Origin of the sequence: Shewanella atlantica, assembly GCF_003966265.1 — a bacterium.
Lineage (GTDB): Bacteria > Pseudomonadota > Gammaproteobacteria > Enterobacterales > Shewanellaceae > Shewanella > Shewanella atlantica.
In genome coordinates this window covers 104,537-124,199 of sequence record NZ_RXNV01000011.1, presented here as the reverse complement: position 1 = coordinate 124,199, position 19,663 = coordinate 104,537, and the positions used below count along the sequence as shown (strand labels likewise).

Below are 19,663 nucleotides of genomic sequence, written 5' to 3'. Positions count from 1 at the left end.
TGTTTTCTCTTTATTGATAACTGGTGAACTTATATAATCCGGGCTTGTCTTATTCTAAGCCCGTTTATTAAGGGATGGTGAATCTAACTCGTGCAGATGTTTTATTGCGGTGAAAGAGGCATTTACTAATCACTCCTCAGAGAGTGAGAAAAGGAAACTCCCGAGGGAGTATTAGCGCATGGACCACTCCAGATTTCTGGATTAGTGATACTAGATAACTTTTGGGTGCTTTCATGGCCGCTCGCTTTTCTGTTTTGGGTCCATTTAGATCCATTTTATGTTTTTGTTTAATCGCTTTATTAATTGTCACTTTAAGTCGTATTGGCCTCGGTATCTGGCAATTTGACCGAGTCGCTGCCGTTGGTGGTTGGTCCCATCTGATTATCCAAGGCCTCAGGATCGATCTGGCAACACTTTGCTGGTTGTGGGGCGTTGCGGCTCTGGGCACAGCGATATTTTCCGGAGATCATCTTCTGGGCCGCACCTGGAACTCCCTGTTAAGAGTCTGGTTAACGCTTGGCCTTTGGCTGATGTTATTTCTTGAGGCCTCTACCCCTTCATTTATCCAAGAGTATGGAATAAGACCAAACCGCCTTTATATTGAGTACCTTATCTACCCTAAAGAGGTGTTTTTAATGCTTTGGGGCGGACGCAAGGCCGAGCTTATTTTCGGTGCCATGTTGAGTATGACAACCCTCTGGGGCGGATGGAAGCTGAGTGGCAGCCTGCTGAAAAATGTTTGTTATCCTCGTTGGTTCTTGCGCCCGTTTATTGCGCTGTTGGTGATCGCCGTTACCCTGCTCGGCGCTCGTTCCAGCTTGGGACACAGGCCGTTAAACCCGGCATTGGTCTCTTTTGCCGACGATCCTCTGGTCAACTCTCTGGTGACCAATTCCTCCTACTCTCTGTTCTTCGCTATCAGTCAGATGAAGAGTGAGGCTAGTGCCGCGAAAATATATGGCAACATGGATGAAGAGCTGGTGATCGATACGATACGCAGGGAAAGTGGCAGAGAGCTTGCCGCATTCACCTCGCAAGCTATCCCCAGCCTCTCTTTTAACCCAGCAAGTTATCAAGGTAAACCTAAGAATCTGGTTATTATTTTACAGGAAAGCTTGGGGGCTCGATTTGTCGGTAACTTAGGGGGCTTACCGCTCACACCGAATATTGATGAGTTATCTCAGCAGGGCTGGTCTTTCGAAAATCTCTACGCAACAGGTACCCGTTCTGTTCGTGGTATTGAAGCCGTAACGACTGGTTTTACGCCGACTCCGGCTCGCTCTGTGGTTAAGCTGGGTAAGAGCCAGCATGGATTTTTCTCGATTGCGGCACTGTTAAAACAACATGGTTATGAGACTCAATTTGTCTATGGTGGCGAGAGTCATTTCGACAATATGAAGAGCTTCTTCCTCGGTAATGGTTTCAGTAATATTGTCGATGAAAATGATTATGAAGATCCCTCTTTTGTCGCTTCCTGGGGAGTCTCGGATGAAGATCTGATGCGAAGAGCTCATCAGGAGTTTGAGCAGTTTCACCAGCAAGGAAAGCCATTTTTCAGCTTAGTGTTTAGCTCGAGTAATCATGATCCTTATGATTTTCCCGATGATAAAGTCGAGTTGTATGAACAGCCTAAGCAGACGGTAAATAATGCCGTTAAATATGCAGACTATGCGGTAGGCGAATTCTTTAAGTTAGCCAAAAATTCCGATTATTGGAAAGATACCCTGTTCTTAATCGTTGCCGATCACGACAGTCGTGTTGGCGGTGCGAGCTTAGTACCGATTTCCAGATTCAGAATACCGGGCATTATTTTAGGTGAAGGTATAGAACCGAAAAGAGATCGCAGAGTAGTGAGTCAGATAGATATGGCGCCAACACTCCTCTCTATGATGGGGATATCGGATAGCTATCCTATGCTTGGCCAGGATTTGACTCGAGTCGGTGAAGACTGGCCAGGTCGTGCCTTAATGCAATATGACAAGAATATGGCCTACCTTCGTGGCGATGATGTCGTCGTGTTACAACCGGAAAAGGAGCCTAGCGGCTTTAAATATGATTTCCTTGCCGAGACCTTGGTTGCAAAGCCACAGAGTGATGAGATGAAACAGGTGGCTTTGGCTTGGGCGCTATGGGGAAGTTTAGCTTATCAGAAGGGGTTATACCGTCCTCAAGATGAGGCTACACGTCGCGATGGTTTGATTTCAGCCGAGACGCCACTTAAATCAGCGGAAGTTACACTTAAATAAGTGCGGATATGGCAGGCTCATCATGTGGGTGAGTCTGTTGCTGATAAAAACTTTCGACTCGTTGGCCAAACTCCCGATAAAACTCCGAGGGTTGCTCTAAGATAATGGCTCTTTCATTCATGTTTTTCTGGGGAACCGGGCTGGCGGCTTGCTGACTGGTTCGAATATCACGTCGTTGAAGTGCAGGCTTTCCTCTGAGCAGATCTTTGATAATCAGAGGAGCGGCGTGTTTCGCCTGATCTTGTTGTTTACCTTCCTGTTGCTGGTGCCCGCTACCTTGCTGTTTACCCTGAATCCTCTCATTTAATCTGGCTTGGGCATCGGCTTGCTCAGCGGTGCGCTCATGTTGAGATGTGAAGGCGCGCTCTTCATGGCCCTTAGTTAACTCTTTAGGTGGGATCACCGGGGGTCTTTGCTGATTATCCGTGCGTGCAGAGTCAGTAGCGGCATTAGTTGTCGCTATCGGCACTTGTGGATAATTAGTGACCACTAACATATATGTATCCCCAACCTTTAATGGTTAAATAATAGTCATTTATCGGTTGAAGATAAAGCATTATCGAAGAAACTCATCCTTTAGTCTGCTAATGCCTCTATCCAGTTCACTAAGCCTGTGATGAATTCCTCCCTATGGGAGATGAAGGGGGCATGTGAGGCCTTGTGGAGTGATAGATCCTGATAGCGCTGTTCATCTTTAGGCATTAAGGGAGGAACCCGTCTCGGGACCAAGCCATCTAATCGCCCCCAGATCCTTAACCAAGGTTGCTCTATCTGCGCTATTTGAGGACGGAGATCGACACTTTTGAGCATATCGAGTCCCTGCTCGAGGGCGGTTGTTTCAGGAAGAGGCCTGGATAAGACCAACTCTCTAAGTAGTTTTATATCATCTTTTGCCGTTACACTGCCCATGGCCTGTATTGCTAAGAAGCGTTCTATGGTTTTACCGAGATTATTATCGAGCTGCTTGCTAAAGTCTGACAATACTTGTGGCGGGATACCGGGCCAGGATTCCTCATCTCTTGCCATAAAGCAGGGAGAGGAGGCGACAGTGACAAGCCCCGCTACCCTATCGGGATAACGCAATGCGGCTCGGGTTGCGATAAGCCCGCCTAATGACCAGCCTACCCAGATTGCCTTGTGAGTCAGCCTGTTCGCTATCGCATCGACCCAGGTGTCAATATCTCCCTCTACCGCTGAACTATGGCCAAAACCGGGCAGATCGACATAGTGCACCCTATACTGAGACAGAGCCGAGTGTAGCGGTGTAAAAACGGCACTGTTCACTCCCCAACCGTGAAGCATAACTATCTCAAGCCCTTGACCAATGGACTCGATATTAAGGGGGGATGGATTCACAGGTTTACCTCTAGATTAGGAAAAAAGGACTTTTTCTATGATAAAACATTCTATGGCGGAGCGTGCATTGACCGGTTTGGTTAAGGCCGCACAGTTCGGTAGAAAACAATTGCAGGCGCTCTACCCCGGAGTCGTTAACCTGCTGGCTGCTAGTTTACCGAATCGATGTCTGATGTGCCATCAAAGCATTGAGTTGCCTGAATCTGGGATCTGCTCCGTATGCCTTGTCACCGGCCTCTACCAGACTCCAGTATGCCAAGGCTGTGGTCGTGCTATGCAAGTCGAAGCCACCTATTGTGGAACCTGTATATCGACTCAACCTCTCACCATTATTGCGCCCTGCAGCTACCATCAGGGGTTGGGAGAGTGGGTAGGGCAAATTAAGTACCAGGCACAGTTTTCAGCATTGCCGGTGTTATCGCACGTGTTGGCGAATCGGGTTCTTTATTTGGAGGAGATAGGGTTACTGCAGCTTCCTCAAGTATTAATTCCGGTGCCTTTACATAGAAATCGATTAAGGAAGAGGGGATTTAATCAGGCGAGTTTAATCGCCGATGCACTTGCCGGCAGGCTCAATATTCCGGTGACAACCCAAGGGTTAACCCGGACAACAGATACGCGTTCTCAAGCTGGGTTAACGGGTAAGCAGCGGCGGAAAAATTTATCAGGAGCTTTTAGCTTGGACAGCCACTTCTCCTATCAGCGTATCGCACTTATCGATGATGTGGTGACCACTGGAACGACGGCAAAAGAGATTGCGGATCTTTTTGAGAAGCGGCATATTCATGTGCAGGTATGGTGCCTCGCCAGAGCTGAGGCACCAGGGTTAATGGATTAGGTTGGTTTGAACCTAATTCTACAAAGTGGTTTAAGTTTGTTAGCGAATTTGATGAAGATGGACTAGCTCTGATGAGTTAATTACCTGCGGCGCTTATATATAGGCAATCACTAGGAACGCTGTAAACCCTTCCTTGGGCGCTCTGCGATTTCATCCATGAAATCGAAGCCCTAGAGCTTGCCTATAGAGGTCAATTCAAGATGAAGAATATCAGGCGGCGAATATTAATAATAAAGCTCAATTATTCTTAGAACGATATGCTCTTCATTAATCCAGTGCCGGCACAAAATAGAGAGCATTGGCATAGATTTTTTCTGATCCCAACCAGATGTTGCGGAACATCAGATTATCCGCCAAGATCACAATCTCCCCTTTTCCTCTGGGTTCGAGGAGTATTGCCGGACTCATAGAGAAGCTGCGTTGGTACTCTTCAGCGAGATATCCACTCAAGAGTGGCTCTTCGGAGTATTTAGCTGCCACAATGAAGGGGGTCGAAGTTTCGGTTAGCCCTAAGGCTTTATTTTTCAGTATCGGTAATCTGTTACCGCGTATTCCGAAACTTAATGGATGAGTGGGGTCGAGTGTTAACTCAAGAATTGCGCCGCCTATTGACTGTCTGGCCTCGAGTTTCTCTCTGTCTGCGAAGCTGAGATTAGTGCTATCAAACAGTTGATTATAAAAACGTGCTTCCTTCAGATCGGTTTTAAGCAGGTGACCCTTATTCAGCCAGCTTAGCGCGCCTTTTTGCGCAATGATAGTGCCACCCAGGCTGGCAAACTGCCCCAACTTACGCGCGAATTTTTCATCGAGCGAAGAGTAACTGCCTCCCGGTAGGATAATATGGCTATAGTTACTTAAAGTAAGGCGTGTCAGACGTTCAACATCGACCAGTGTCACGGGCACAGCCAACTTCGTATCTAAGTAATACCAAAGCTCTCCAACCTCAGATGCATTAGTCCCATGCCCTGTCACTAACAGAGGTTTTATCGGCTTCATCGGGTGGAAATCCGGGCTACCCAGGTCGATGCCTGAGACCGAACTGCTGGTGTTAACGGAGGCGATATCTAACGTGTATTGCTTCTGCAGCTCTGTCAGCTTCGCGGTGATTTCCGCGGCTGAGTTACCGGGTTGCTTCAGCGGGATCTGCAGGCTTCCGGCCGGGAAGTTAACGTCTATGCCATCTACTTTTATGCTAAAAGGCTTGCCGGCAAACTTGGCACGAATACCTGTTTGCAACAGCTGTTGAAGCACGGGGGCGGCATTATCCTGTTGCCAATTTATAAGTAGGGCTACCGCCTGTTCATCGACGTTAAAAGGGCTTGTTTTAGGCCGTTTCTTAGATAATACGTCGATATCCAGCTTGGTGTTTCGTATTAACTGAAGGTGATACGCTTGCTCAAGGTTCCAGCTGGAAACGTCATAAAAAGTAGGATCGGTAAACTCAGTTCTATTATCGAACATGGCCAGTAACAGACTTTTTTGCGGTTGATTTACAGGAATAAACAGACTGGTTTGTGCGGCAAAATTCAGCTTGCCTTGGGTGACCGTTTTAGTCAGGTAATAAAATTCGATATGGTGTTGCTCAAGTAGTCCGCTCAGGTCTGAAATTCTATTTGCATTAGAAGCCGCGCCAATAAGGAAGCCTTGTTGACGTCCCCTTTTCAGGGTTTTGTCCCTGCCTTGGTAAAATTCACTCTGATATTCCAGCAGCTCATCTTTTAGTGCTAAAGAACCCTTCAGGCTGGATATCGAGGTCGCAACTTGGTTATGTATTGCTTCTTGTAATCTTATTTCGCCGTTTTTAGTCGATTGAACCTGACCTCTGGGTCTGGCTTGCTCGAAGAGTACACCGATAGAACCATTGATATCGGGGTAAGTAGAGCCTTTTCCATAGTAAAAATCGTCGAACATCTGTCGGCTAAAGTAGCTCTGTTTAAGCTCATCCAGTGCTTGCTGGTGAAATTTGGCCAGCTTTTCAGTCAGTACCTGGTTGTCTCTTGGCGTTAATGGGTGTGTGCGAGAGGGGACGCCGGGTTGGAAAAAGTAACTCTGATCTCGTCCCATCTCATGAAAATCGCCCACATAGTGAGGCTGCCACTTGTGGAACAGCGCCACCCTGCCTTGGGATTCAGGATGGCGAAGGAAAAGCCAGTCGCGGTTCAGGTCGGCAAAATAGTGATTGCTTCTACCACTCGGCCAGTTTTGTCTGTGCTCCTTGTGGTTATTGTCGCTAACATCCACCTGGCCACGGTAATTATTGGTCCAGTTTGAAAATCGATCTAAACCATCCGGATTTTGACTCGGGGTAATAAGAATGACCGCTTCATCCAGTAACCGGGTTATCCATTGCTCGTTACTACTTGCGAGCAGATGGCTGAGTTTCAATGCCGCGTGTGCGCCACTGGCTTCGTCGCCATGAATAGAGTAAGCCAGCCAGATAACTAAGGGGCCTTGCTGAGCATCGCCAGATTTCACTTTCTGTCTCTGCTGTAAGATCTCACCCAGACGCGCTTGATTATTGGCAGAGCTGATAACTGCCGTTAATTGCTGTCTGGCCTCATGGCTTTGGCCACTTTTTTCGATGGAAACTTTGTTACTTTCACGGGCTAACTGTTTCAGATAGAAGTTTATCTGGTCATGCCGCAGGTGCCACTGCCCCAGGGGATAGTCTAAAAACTGGCTTGGAGAAAGCAGGTTTGTATCGGATTTTTCCGTTAAGATCGGTTTTTTGTCGTGCGGCTCTGCTGCGATTGCAGGAAACAGCAAAGATAAGAAGCAGTAAGTCGCTAGAAAATACAGACAGGATCTCAACATAGATAATGTTCTTTATACTTGTAATATAAAGGTTAAATTAACAGTTAGCGCTGTTTCATGCCATAGCTTGTATTGGAAAAGTGGATACTTTATTAAAACCAATCTTCACAAAATGGCTAAAAAATCTAAAGCAATGCAAATAGGGGCTACAAAGCTGAACTCAGGAGGAGTATCATATGACTAATCCATACTAAAACACTCAAGCATTACCTGACGGAGCATGTCTTAAATGATCACCATTTCCGATGCAGCTCAGGCCCATTTTGTTACTTTGTTAGCAGATCAGCCTGAAGGAACTCATATTCGTGTATTTGTAATAAGCCCAGGCACAGCAACGGCTGAGTGTGGCGTTTCATATTGTCCGCCTGACGCAGTCGAAGCCGATGATATGGAGTTCGAGTTCAATGGCTTTAATGCCATGGTCGACGAGAAGAGTGCTCCTTTCCTTGAAGAGGCAAGCATTGACTTCGTCACCGATCAATTAGGTTCACAGTTAACGCTTAAGGCACCAAACGCTAAGATGCGTAAAGTCGCAAGCGATGCACCACTGAGTGAACGTATCGATTATGTGATTCAGTCAGAGATCAACCCACAGCTTGCGAGTCATGGTGGTAACATCATGTTGGTCGAAGTGACTGAAGAGGGAACGGCTATCCTTCAGTTTGGTGGCGGTTGTAATGGTTGCTCTATGGTCGATGTCACGTTAAAAGATGGCATTGAAACACAACTACTTGAAAAGTTTCCTGGCGAGCTGACTGGTGTTAAGGATGTGACCGAGCATCAGCACGGCGATCACTCTTACCAGTAACGAAAGCTAGTAAATTCCAGGGCTTAGGCTCAAGAATTAATAAAAAAGCGAGTTGGTTTTTAGCCAATTCGCTTTTTTAATGTCCGCAGGAAAATGTTGAGATGACACTGCGTTGGTGGGGCAGAGGTGACGCTACGCTGGTCAATGGTAGGACCGGCTTTAGCCGGGAAAGAATGCACCTTGGAACCTCGGGGCTAAAGCCCCCCTACAGAATAGGGCGAAGCCCGTCGAATAGGCGTAGCCGTCCGCGAAGCGATAGGCCGAAGGCCGTCATCTTAGCTTTTACCGAGTGAACCTAGAACCCTTTATCTCTCAATCGATATCGATAATGCAGCGTCAATGTCATGCTTCGTGCCAACATGAAGCTACTCATTGCGGCCCAAAGTGCATGATTGCCCATATCTTGCAGGAGATACCAAGTAGGAAAGAAGACCCCGAAGGTCGAGATGATCATGCTGTTGCGCATCACTTGCCCCATAGCTGCACCTATGTAGACACCATCGAAAAGGTAAGAGCCGAATGAGAGAAGGGGCAAGATGATTATCCACAATAGATATTGATCGGCGACGAGTCGCACAGCTTCAATATTTGTGAGCAGGTTAATGATGGCCTCTCCACCAAAGGCGAAGAGCAGAGTGAACAGGATTGCTGAGATGGCAGACCAGAGCCAGGCTAATGTGACGCTGTCTCGCATTAACGCTTTATCCCTCTGGCCGTAGGCCCTTCCCACTTCGGCTTCTGCATAGTAAGCGATGCCATCCAGAGCATAGGAGATCAGCAGCAGAAGATTAAGGAGTACGGCATTGGCCGCGACGGTATTGTCTCCCAGACCTGCGCCTTGAAATGTCATGAAGGCAAAGGCGATTTGCAGGCATAAACTTCGGATGAAAATATCGGCATTAAGGCTGAGCAGCTGATGGTAGCTGGTGAGGCTAAGCTCTTTTCTGAGCCTGACAAGGTCGAATCCCCCAGTTTTTTGAACTTGTTTATAGACCATCATTAAGGCGACTGAAAAGCCTGAAATATCAGCAAATACCGAGGCTAGGGCTGCACCTTTTACTCCCCAATCTAAGCCGAGAACAAAGAGCAGATCCAAGATGATATTGGCGGTGTTTGCTACGATCAGTTGCCACATCGCGGCTTTAGGTTGTTGCCGTCCAAGCAGCCAGCCTAATAGCACCAGGTTGAGTAAGGCGAAGGGCGTTGACCAGATCCGTATTTGAAAATACTCACGACAATATCGTTCGACTTCTGCCGTTGCGTCCGTGAGCATTAAGGCCCCATTTAAGATGGGGAGTTGCAGTACTATGGCACTTAACCCTAAAATGAGCGCTAGACTACCCGCTTGAAGTAAGAGTTTGTATTGTGCTTGTGTATCGCCGGCACCATAAGATTGAGCGACTAAGCCTGTTGTCGCCATTCGAAGAAAACCGAGCATCCAAAGGATGAGGGTGATGATTGTAGAACCAACAGCCACTCCTCCTAAATAATAGGCGTTACTTAAATGACCCACCACAGCAGTATCTACCAACCCCAGTAAGGGGACAGTGATATTTGACAATATCATAGGTAGAGCAAGTGCTAATAACTGTCTGTTTTTCTGACTGTTACGGAGTAATTCGACTGGCGTCATATAATCTCAGAGGTTCAAATTTTATGTTTAAAGGCGCTGTAATAAGGCTGCTAATGCTACTTGGCTGCTCAGTGTTTGGCTTTTCGGCTCATTCTGCTGTGATTTTGCAGTATCACCATGTATCTGAAGATACGCCTGCGATCACCAGTGTGACCCCCGCTCAATTTAGCGAGCAGATGCAATACCTGGCCGATAATGACTTTGTTGTGACACCGCTATCTCAAGTAGTCGATGCCATTAAAACTGATCAGGCATTACCCGCCAAAACGGTGGTGATAACTTTCGATGATGGTTATCAAAGTATTGCTAAAATGGCTCATCCTATTTTAAAGGAATATGGATTCCCCTACACGGTATTTGTCTCGGTTGAACCGATTAAAGCAAAGTATCGTCAAATGATGAGCTGGGATGATCTTATCCAGCTCTCTCGTGAGGGGGCTGAGATTGCTAACCATAGTTGGGGGCACGAGCATCTGATACGTAAGCTGGAAGATGAGTCAGATGTTCAGTGGTTGGCGCGTATTGAAGAGAATATTCTTAAAACAGAAGATGAGATAAACAGGGCTACGGGTCAAAGCCATAAGATGTTGGCATATCCCTATGGAGAGTATAATCAAGCGATAGAGTCTATGTTGAGTGAACATGGGTTTATCGGATTAGGACAGCAGTCAGGAGCCGCTGGCTCCCACTCCCCTTTAACGGCCCTGCCGAGATTTCCGGTTGCGGGTGTCTATGCCGAGCTGTCGAGTTTAAAGGTTAAGTTGCATAGCTTGAATATGCCTGTGTTATCGCAAACCAATAGTGATCCAGAGTTGAAGAAGGGTCAGTGGCGTCCCGAGTTGAGGGTCACTTTGGATATGTCAGATATCTATCCGCATCAAATGATGTGCTTCATACAGGGTCAGGGGGCTAAAAAGCCACTATGGTTGAGTGCGAATGAGTTCAGTATCCGAGCCGAATTTGATCTGCCCGCAGGAAGATCCAGGTATAACTGCACCGCGCCGAGTAAGAGTGCATCGGGTTACTACTGGTTCTCACAACCTTGGGTGAGAGCCAAGGATGATGGAACATGGATTAAGGAGTAATCGGTGAAAGCCTGAGCATGTATAGCACTAAGCTTGCGAGGCATTTTTCATGACTGACAGGAGCTTTGCCGGGATCCTGTCTATATGTAACTCCTCACAATTGGCATCCAGTTCTACGGCTGCCCCCGGCATTCCCCAAACTACCGAGCTGGCCTCATCTTGTGCCAGAGTGTAAGCGCCGCTCTGTTTCATATTCAGCAACCCTTTGGCCCCATCTTTCCCCATACCGGTAAGGATCACGCCTAATGCCGATTTCCCGGCAGTTTCGGCGACACTATCGAATAGCACATCGACAGAGGGTTTATGCCTGTTAACCGGATCCGTATCTAAGAGTCTGGTATAACACAGTCCTCCTCTTCTCTCTATGATGAGATGAGCATTTCCCGGTGCGATATAAGCCGTTCCAGGTTTTAATAGCTCTCCGCCCTGAGCCTCTATAACTCTCATGCTGGCATGGCTGTCCAGTCGTTTGGCAAATGAAGCACTAAACGCGGCCGGGATATGCTGTGCTATGACGATGGGAGGCACATCAGAGGGAAGTTGACAGATTAAACGCTGAATAGCTTCGGTGCCACCGGTAGAGGCACCAATCGCAATAAGCTGACTCTGTGAACACCTTGTGGGTGATGTGCTTAACCTGGTAGCCGGCATAGGTGAGGTTGGACGGACTTTACTCTTGGCTGCGAAGCGTACCTTTTCAATCAGCTCATCTCGATATTCCATCAGTTTATTAGTCAGATCTGACTTAGGTTTAGAGATGAAGTCAACGGCACCTATGGACAGTGCTTCGAGTGTTACAGCCGCTCCTTTTTCTGTGAGAGTAGAGATCATGACAACTGGCATGGGTCTGAGTTTCATGAGATTGCGCAGGAATGCTATTCCATCCATCTTAGGCATCTCAATATCCAGGGTCAGCACATCAGGGTTAAACTTCTTTATCAGCTCTCTGGCTTCATAGGGATCTTCGGCGGCGCCAACGACGCTGATGTCGGAGGTGTCACTAAGCAAGTGAGTCAGTAGTTGCCTAACCAGTGGAGAGTCATCAACGATCAAAACTTTTATCATAACCTCTATCCTTGTCGCTGCACTTGGTCAATCTTTGACCTGAGGTGAAATCTATTCTAATGAGTAAAGGTGTAGCGCCGCAACAATAGCTGCTAGTTTATTCCTAGAGGTTAGCAACGGATCGCTTCGTCTGTTGCAACTTATTGTCGCCATGTCCTATCGGCCTATAAATCGTTTGTCCGATAAGATCAAAATCTTCAGAAATATGGGTCAATGTTTCCGAATGTCCGATAAATAGGTAACCTTGGGGGCTAAGCAGCTTTCTGAACCTGGCGATGATCTTTTTCTTAGTCTCATTATCAAAATAGATGAGGACATTTCTGCAAAAAATCACGTCAAATGGCCCCTTCATTGGCCACTCTCCCAATAGATTTAGTTGCTTAAAGTGGATCATCTTCTGAATGCTGGATCGCATCTGAATTTTTTGGCCATTGTCAGTTTGACATGCATATCTGTCAGCATATCGCCCGGGTAAGTTTGTCACCGAGTCACTGGCATAACTGCCAATAGAGGCCTTGCTGAGCACATTGGTGTCGAGATCCGTCGCCAACACTTTAAGATCCCACTCTATCCCGGAAAAGTGCTGTTCCAAAATCATGGCAATACTGTAAGGCTCCTCGCCGGTAGAGCAGGCCGATGACCAAACCCTGAGGCGCCTGTTCTTATTCTTTTTCCATTCGGGGATCACCTTGCTCTCCAGGTATTGGAAATGGTGCTCCTCTCTGAAAAATGCAGTCAAATTGGTTGTGAGTGCATTAACAAAGTTAATCATCTCATCCGGAGTATTTTGAATATGGGAGCAGTATTGGGAAAAATTACCAAAATTCAGATGGCGTAATCGTCGACTGAGTCTCGAGTACACCATGTGTTTCTTTCTTTCCGGTAGTACTATTCCCGTTTTTTCATAGGCAAGACTTTGAATAAAATCAAAGTCTGCCTGTGTCATAGAAAACTCCTTTTCATCTATGATTTCCAATTCCTCGTCTCCTAAAATTCGTTCCACTCTTCACTGCTGATATTTAAGTTTCCGTGAGTGTCTCCCGAAACGAGGGCTAATGGCGCCGATGCAATTCCTGAACTGGTTTGCTCCTTAGCCTGGAAGAAACTCAGCTGACTCTTCATGTTGCGGGCCTGTTCGGCCATGGCATCTCCTGCCGCAGATACCTCTTCTACCAAGGCCGCATTTTGCTGAGTCATCTCGTCCATTTGGGAAATAGCCTTATTCACCTCCTGAATGCCTGAAGATTGCTGTTCTGACGCTATGCTTATCTGGCTAATCATGTCGGCTACTTTAGTCACGGCCTGAACAATATCCTGAAGTGTGTCACCCGATTGGTTAACCAGTTGAGTGCCATCGGTGACCTTACCTACGCTGTCACGTATCAGCTCCTTAATTTCTTTGGCCGCACCGGCGCTGCGTTGAGCCAGGTTCCTGACTTCACCGGCGACGACGGCAAAACCACGCCCCTGTTCACCGGCTCGCGCCGCTTCGACGGCCGCATTGAGTGCCAGCAGGTTGGTCTGGAAGGCTATCTCATCGATAACACCTATGATGTCTGATATACGCTTGCTGGAATCATTGATTGCTTCCATTGCGGTGACGGCTTGCTCAACCACCTTACCGCCATGATCGGCTTTTGAGTTGGCTTCCTGAGCTAACTCATTAGCTATCGTTGCATTTTGAGCGCTTTGGGTGACGGTTGCCGTCATCTGTTCCATGCTTGAAGCTGTCTCCTCGAGTGAGGCGGCTTGCTCTTCGGTTCGCTGACTAAGATCTGCGTTGCCCTGTGCAATCTCTTCGGCCCCGGAGGTCACAGTGTTGGCTGACTCATTGATACCACCAATCACCTCGGTCAGACGTGTGGCTGTCGCGTTTGCATCCTGTTGTAGCTTCTCAAATTGACCCTCATATTCACCATCTATCTGGCGGGTTAGATCACCTTTGGCTAGTCCATCGAATACATTGACCACATCTGAAATTACATTATCTGCAATCCCGACTAATCGGTTGAGGCCATTGGATAGGTTAAGGAAGAAACCATCTTTTCCTTCCGTCGACACTCTATGACTCAAGTCTCCTGCAGCAGCCGATGAGATGATGGTGTCTATCTCCTGTTCTATAGCAACCTCTGCGGTGCGGTCTGTCCACTCGACAACCGTACCTATGCTCTCTCCGTTATCATCTTTGATGGGGTTAGCCACAACTTTGAATGTGCGTCCGCCGACCTTGAGTTGGCTGGAATATGTTGTCGATAAGCTGCCTAATAAATTTCGCTGGTGGCTGGGGTTTTTATGGAAACCGTCGATATTTACGCCGATAAGATTATTGGCATCGAAGTTAGGTAGGTCTTTGACTATGTCGGATTGTGCCGCTTTGAACATGTTTCCTACGGCATTATTCATATAGATGATGTTGAGATCGGTATCTGCCACCATGGTATTTGCCGATACATTATCGAGTGCTTGTTTGATACGGGCATTTTCTGAAGCGAGTCTTAGATCTTCAGCCTCTTTAGCTAATTTAGCGGTAACATCTTGCCATTCAACTACGGTTCCTGTTCGCTCTCCGTTATTGAAAACCGGGGTTGCTATCAAGGTGAAATCGAGGCCTGCGACCTTTATGCTGGTTTCATAGCTTCCGGTTAAATTATCCAGAACTTTTCTTTGGTGCGACGGGGTCTTATGGAAGATGTCTATGTTATTGCCGATAAGTTCTTTGACATTGAAGTTCGGCAGACTCTGTTGAAGTGTCTTTTCATTATCACCCAACATCTCGTTGACCGAGTCATTGAGATAGATGATGTTGTAGTCGACATCGGCCATCATGACGTTGGCTTTACAGACATCTAAAGCTTGCTTAATGCGACCCGTTTCGGAGGCCTGCCTTTGCTCTTCTGCCTCTTTAGCTAATTTTGCCGTGACATCTTGCCATTCGACGACGGTGCCGGTTCGTACTCCATTTAAGAATATAGGGCTGGCGATTAAATTGAAATTAAGGCCTGCGACTTCAATGCTAACCTCGTAGCTTGAGTTTAAGCCGTCGAGCATTCTTCTCTGATGAGAAGGGTTTTTATGAAAAATATCGATGTTTTTACCGATAAGATTTTTGGCGTCGAAGTTAGGTAAACCCGTTTTAAGAGTCTTCTCATTTTCCAAGAGCATTTCGTTGACCGAGTTATTCATATAGGTGATGTTGTAATCGGCATCGGCCATCATGACGTTGGTCTTACAAACGTCTAATGCCTTGGTAATCGTTTCGTTTTGCAGTTGTTTCTCATGCAAATTATCGATTTTATTGGTGAGCAATTCCCAATTTGGAATATCAATATCTGAAAACTTTGTCTGTTCACTGCTTCCCAAAGCTTGGCCCACCTCATAGAGTGCCTGTTCACTCAATTTTTGAGTCTGGTTATGTTTCACAAGCCCTGAGGCAATGAGCATGAGTGCAATGATTTGAGTTGCGGCAACCCAGCTCGTCGCCTGACCTGAAAATAATAATCCTAATGAAATAAGGATTAGAACCAAACCAGCAATGGGTAAGCTGTTTGCATTCGATAGGTTGGATTTTTGTGCTTCCATTCGTTTATCCTCGTTATACCTGTTTATGCATTAACAGCTTGTGGCTGCTGAGCATCAATATTGTTAATTAAGTTAGAAAGTTGAGATGCTTCAGGCAAAATTTCGCTGCCGAGCAGCATATTAATATCCAGCAAGATAACCATCTTATCTGCAGCATTGGTGAGCCCTTTTATAAAGCCCAGGTTAGTGTCGTCACCAAAATCGGGGGCATCACGCACATCGGCATCATTCACACTAAATACATCGGAAACAGCGTCGACGACAATGCCTATGACTTTGTGCTCATCAGACATGGCAACCTTAACGACTATGACTACGGTTGTGGCTCCATACTCGAGCGTTTCAATGCCAAACCTCTGTCTCAGATCTATGATAGGAACAATCGTCCCCCTGAGGTTAATAACGCCCTTTACATGACTGGGGGAGTTTGGAATGACAGTCGTCGCTTCCCAGCCTCTAATCTCTTGTACAGAAAGAATATCGACACCATATTCTTCGCTAGCCATGATGAAAGTTAAATATTGCTGACTGGCATCATCCATACTGGCCTGCTCTTGTTGGCTTAGCTCTGTCATATTTTCAAGCTCCGTCTTCCTTGTTTACCGAGAGGTTTATCTCTTCAGTGTTTAAGCTGCATGCTCATTGGTATTAGTGATGCCGGCAAGGCTAACTAATCCTGAAATATCAATAATTAAAGCAACGGTTCCATCACCCAGGATTGTGGCTCCTGATACTCCGGGGACCTTGTTATAGTTATCTTCCAGACTTTTGATAACCACCTGCTGTTGTGATAACAACTCATCCACGAGCAAACCAATTTTTTCATTATTGGAATCAACGACCATGACCAGACCATCTTTGATCTCAACGGCATCGGCTTCATGACCGAACTCTTGAAATACTTTGATCACAGGAAGGTACTCATCTCTCAGCCTGACCAGCTCGTGATTCTCACTGATACGGTTGATGCGCTGTGGTTCTACCTGTAAAGACTCATGAATAGAGACGAGTGGTACTACATAGGTGTGATGACCTATTCTTACCAGCTGCCCGTCCAGAATGGCCAGAGTAAGGGGAAGTCGTATGGTGAAGCGGCTACCTTTATCTTGAGTCGACTTAAGTTCAATTGTGCCGTTGAGTTCATTAATATTTCGGCGAACCACATCCATGCCAACGCCTCTGCCGGATAGATCCGAGACGGCATCTGCGGTAGAGAATCCAGCCTTGAAAATAAGTTGATGAATCGCTTCGGTACTAAGCTCTTCATCATCCGCGACCAAGCCTTTATCTCTGGCTTTTTGAAGTATCCTATCTGTATCCAATCCCGCCCCATCATCGATTATTTCGATAATGATATTGCCACCTTGATGGAAAGCGTTGAGCGTAATACTGCCTGTTTCAGGTTTGCCTTTACTGGCCCGTATTTCTGGAGTTTCCAGACCATGATCCAGTGAGTTTCTAACCAGATGCACCATAGGGTCGACAATTTTTTCCATTACCGTTTTATCCAGCTCGGTATCTTCTCCCTTAAGGATTAAATCGACTTTTTTGCCTAACTGCTGGCCAATGTCTCTTACCAGTCTGGGAAAACGATTGAAGGCAAAACTGATAGGTAACATTCTGATCTGCATTACGCTTTCTTGAAGATCCCGGGTGTGTGAGGCTAGTTGCTCTAATCCCTGCTTCATGGAGAGTAATGATTCCTCGTCGATCTCATCTTGCTGTCCTATCTGACCTAACATCGCCTGAGTAATGACCAGCTCTCCGACCATATTTATGAGTAGATCAATTTTCTCTATGCTGACTCGAATGGAGCCACCCTCGGGAGATTTTGCTTGTGAAACGATTTTGGGCTTAACCACCTCAGCGGGTAGGCTATCTGATGTCGAAGTTGATGCCTGAGTTGATTCAGGCTCTGGAGAAGTCTGAGCCGACTCGGAATCGCCTTGAAGCTCTCTTGTCTCCCCGGTATCTATGGCCGATGAACTGTAGTGAATGGTGCACTCATCTTCGACCCATTCAAATACCTCTTTCAGACGTTCAATTTTCTGTTCCGTGATGAGTTCAAGGTGCCAACTGAGGTAACAGGCTTCGGGATCTATATCGACAAAATCCGGGTAACTAGCCTCGTCTAACTTAACGGTGAGTTCACCCAGCTGTCTTAGTTCTGTGAACATGAGCAGGGGGTCGTTTCCGCATCGCAGAATATCTATTCCGGCCTGAAAATCTATATGCCAGAGTTGCTCGTCAGGTGTCTGCTTGGTATCGGCTTGTGTTGCATCATCCCCTGAAACGTCTTTTGAGTCTCCCTCCAGCTCCGCAGTAAATCGTTTTTCAAGTTGAGATAATAGCGGATCGTCGAAGTCTGTTTTACGCATCAAGGCATCGATCATGTTTCGCAGAAGATCCACCGAGAGAAGAAGCATGTCTTGGTGTTCACCGGTCATCTGGCGACGACCATCTCTTATCTCATCGAGCAGAGTTTCGAGCAGATGTGTGTAGTTCGCGACTTGGGTGAAACCGAATGTGGCGCTGCCACCCTTTATAGAGTGTGCAGCCCGGAAAATCGTGTTGATAGATTCATCTTCAGGTTCATTGACATCAAGCTTGAGTAACTCTGACTCCATGCTTTCTAAGCCTTCCAGGCTTTCTTCGAAAAAAACCTGGCTAAACTGACTGAGATCGATTTCCATATTTAATTGCCACCCGTTATATCCATTTGACGAATTTTATTCTGACTAACCCAGTACTTTCCGGACAGTTGCTAAAAGTTGATCCGGATTGAAGGGTTTTACAATCCAGCCAGTGGCACCGGCTGAACGACCTTCCTGTTTCTTGTCTGTTCCTGACTCTGTGGTCAGCATTAATAACGGAGTAAATTTATAGGCAGGTAGTGTACGTAGGTTCCGAATGAGGGTGAGTCCATCCATGACGGGCATGTTTACATCTGAGATGACCAGATCGTACTCTCCCTTCTGAGCGACTTTTAATGCTTCGTCGCCGTTACTCGCCTCAGTGACATCAAATCCTGCGGTTTTAAGTGTAAAGCCCACCATTTGGCGCATCGATGCTGAGTCGTCGACTGCTAATATTCTCTTCATAGCATCATCTCCTGTGTATCAGTTTGAAGTTCCGGGATGACGATACCTAAGCTTTTTAAGTTAGTTCTTAGCTCCGGCTGACCCCCTTGCCATTCAACCTTCAGGGAGCGTGCATTGCATGTTTGGGAAAATAGATAAAGGAGTTGAGCACCAGCTGTATCGACACGGGATAGTTGACTGACGTCTATATGGAGTAATTTATCGTGTGTTAATAGCTCAGAAAGTCGTGCAAATATGGGCTGAATATTTCTAATGGTTAATTCTGAATCTAATTTAATGGTTTGATCCGTCATCTGATTTTCCTTTGAATAACATTGCTCGTCCCTGCAATATCAAAAGATAGTCGTCAAATAAGGGGATTTCCTCTTTTGGTTAATGTTTTTTTATAACATTGGTGTTAGGAAATATTTCTCGTTAGTCGCAGATGAAGTTAAAGTCAAATATATGGTATCTCCATGTATTTATTATGTTTCACCCATTTTTTATTTGTATGATTTGGTGAATGTCTGAGATGAGGGCTTGTGACGTTATTTGAGGAAGTGTACCGGGAGTTAAAGACTTCGGCTTAATGATGGCAATATTCTCTCCTTCGGGGGAGATAAGTGCCATCGATGCACTATGATCGATTTGATAGTTTTCTCCATCTCCAACCATGGCATATACAAATCCTAAACCACGGGTAAGGGGGAAGAGTTGTGTGTGGTCTCCCGTTAATGCGATGAATTTGGGATTAAAAAAATCCATATAGCTTAATAACTTCTCCTGTGTGTCTCTTTGTGGATCGACGGAGAGAAAGATCACCTGTAAATCGGCGGACTCCAACAGTTCGGGGTAAGCCGCTGTGAGTTTAGCCATAGTGGTCGGGCAAACATCGGGACAAGAGGTATAGCCTATGAAAAACAGGCTCCACTTGCCCTTCAGATCGGCATTGGTGAAGGGGGTGCCATGTTGTTCCATCAGCTTAAATTGCGGCAGTCTTTTGGGGGTAGGGTAGATAAAGCTATTGGATAACTCTATCTGGTTATCCTCTGCAATCATCGATTGAAATTGAAGCGCGGTGAAGCTTCCCAGCCCCACTATGACAACAGCCAGAAGCACTGCAACAACCCGAGTTAAACGTTTATTCATCGTCTACAAT

16 protein-coding genes are annotated in these 19,663 nt (G+C 46.4%); 4 read left to right on the top strand and 12 right to left on the bottom strand.

Features of this window, described 5'->3' with window-relative positions; translation table 11 throughout:
- The first annotated feature begins 233 nt into the window (after nucleotides 1-233).
- Nucleotides 234-2,246, top strand: a complete 2,013-nt coding sequence (locus EKG39_RS18345) for an LTA synthase family protein (protein WP_126507430.1) — start codon at nucleotides 234-236, stop codon at nucleotides 2,244-2,246.
- Here EKG39_RS18345 and EKG39_RS18340 read toward each other — a convergent pair.
- Complete coding sequence (locus EKG39_RS18340) at nucleotides 2,239-2,742, bottom strand: hypothetical protein (protein WP_126507429.1); 504 nt, start codon at nucleotides 2,740-2,742, stop codon at nucleotides 2,239-2,241. The genes EKG39_RS18345 and EKG39_RS18340 overlap by 8 nt on opposite strands.
- Before the next feature lie 80 nt (nucleotides 2,743-2,822).
- A complete protein-coding gene (bioH, locus tag EKG39_RS18335) occupies nucleotides 2,823-3,602 on the bottom strand; it encodes a pimeloyl-ACP methyl ester esterase BioH (RefSeq protein ID WP_126507428.1) in 780 nt (259 codons plus the stop codon).
- Between the two features lie 37 nt (nucleotides 3,603-3,639).
- On the opposite strand from bioH, the gene EKG39_RS18330 reads away from it, so the two are divergent.
- The gene (locus tag EKG39_RS18330) at nucleotides 3,640-4,440 is read left to right on the top strand and encodes a ComF family protein (RefSeq protein ID WP_126507427.1); all 801 of its coding nucleotides are present in this window, start codon (nucleotides 3,640-3,642) and stop codon (nucleotides 4,438-4,440) included.
- A 267-nt stretch (nucleotides 4,441-4,707) separates the two neighbouring features.
- Here EKG39_RS18330 and EKG39_RS18325 read toward each other — a convergent pair whose 3' ends face one another.
- Entirely contained in the window at nucleotides 4,708-7,254 is a 2,547-nt protein-coding gene (locus EKG39_RS18325; RefSeq protein ID WP_126507426.1) for a M14 family zinc carboxypeptidase, read from the bottom strand.
- Between the two features lie 229 nt (nucleotides 7,255-7,483).
- Between EKG39_RS18325 and nfuA the strand changes: the two genes are divergently transcribed.
- The gene (gene nfuA / locus EKG39_RS18320) at nucleotides 7,484-8,062 is read left to right on the top strand and encodes a Fe-S biogenesis protein NfuA (RefSeq protein WP_012004318.1); all 579 of its coding nucleotides are present in this window, start codon (nucleotides 7,484-7,486) and stop codon (nucleotides 8,060-8,062) included.
- 295 nt (nucleotides 8,063-8,357) lie between these two features.
- Here nfuA and EKG39_RS18315 read toward each other — a convergent pair whose 3' ends face one another.
- Nucleotides 8,358-9,695, bottom strand: a complete 1,338-nt coding sequence (locus tag EKG39_RS18315) for an MATE family efflux transporter (RefSeq protein ID WP_126507425.1) — start codon at nucleotides 9,693-9,695, stop codon at nucleotides 8,358-8,360.
- 23 nt (nucleotides 9,696-9,718) lie between these two features.
- Between EKG39_RS18315 and EKG39_RS18310 the strand changes: the two genes are divergently transcribed.
- On the top strand, nucleotides 9,719-10,780 hold the full coding sequence (locus EKG39_RS18310; RefSeq protein ID WP_126507424.1) for a polysaccharide deacetylase family protein: 1,062 nt from the start codon (nucleotides 9,719-9,721) through the stop codon (nucleotides 10,778-10,780).
- Nucleotides 10,781-10,807: 27 nt separating this feature from the next.
- Here the strand turns inward: EKG39_RS18310 and EKG39_RS18305 are convergent, their stop codons facing one another.
- From EKG39_RS18305 to EKG39_RS18270, 8 genes are all read right to left on the bottom strand, one after another.
- Nucleotides 10,808-11,845: a protein-glutamate methylesterase/protein-glutamine glutaminase gene (locus tag EKG39_RS18305; RefSeq protein WP_126507423.1), complete on the bottom strand. Its 1,038-nt coding sequence runs from the start codon at nucleotides 11,843-11,845 to the stop codon at nucleotides 10,808-10,810.
- Nucleotides 11,846-11,948: 103 nt separating this feature from the next.
- Nucleotides 11,949-12,791 (bottom strand): CheR family methyltransferase, encoded by an 843-nt coding sequence (locus EKG39_RS18300; protein ID WP_126507422.1) that lies wholly within the window; start codon nucleotides 12,789-12,791, stop codon nucleotides 11,949-11,951.
- A gap of 41 nt (nucleotides 12,792-12,832) precedes the next feature.
- Entirely contained in the window at nucleotides 12,833-15,424 is a 2,592-nt protein-coding gene (locus EKG39_RS18295) for a methyl-accepting chemotaxis protein (RefSeq protein ID WP_126507421.1), read from the bottom strand.
- A gap of 23 nt (nucleotides 15,425-15,447) precedes the next feature.
- Nucleotides 15,448-15,999: a chemotaxis protein CheW gene (locus tag EKG39_RS18290; protein WP_126507420.1), complete on the bottom strand. Its 552-nt coding sequence runs from the start codon at nucleotides 15,997-15,999 to the stop codon at nucleotides 15,448-15,450.
- Between the two features lie 51 nt (nucleotides 16,000-16,050).
- Nucleotides 16,051-18,117, bottom strand: coding sequence for a chemotaxis protein CheA (locus EKG39_RS18285; RefSeq protein WP_126507419.1), 2,067 nt, complete (start codon nucleotides 18,115-18,117; stop codon nucleotides 16,051-16,053).
- Nucleotides 18,118-18,162: 45 nt separating this feature from the next.
- Complete coding sequence (locus EKG39_RS18280) at nucleotides 18,163-18,525, bottom strand: response regulator (protein WP_012004326.1); 363 nt, start codon at nucleotides 18,523-18,525, stop codon at nucleotides 18,163-18,165.
- The gene (locus EKG39_RS18275; RefSeq protein WP_126507418.1) at nucleotides 18,522-18,818 is read right to left on the bottom strand and encodes an STAS domain-containing protein; all 297 of its coding nucleotides are present in this window, start codon (nucleotides 18,816-18,818) and stop codon (nucleotides 18,522-18,524) included. Before EKG39_RS18275 ends, EKG39_RS18280 begins: the two co-directional genes overlap by 4 nt.
- Nucleotides 18,819-18,996: 178 nt before the next feature.
- Entirely contained in the window at nucleotides 18,997-19,653 is a 657-nt protein-coding gene (locus EKG39_RS18270; protein WP_126507417.1) for an SCO family protein, read from the bottom strand.
- Nucleotides 19,654-19,663 lie beyond the last annotated feature (10 nt).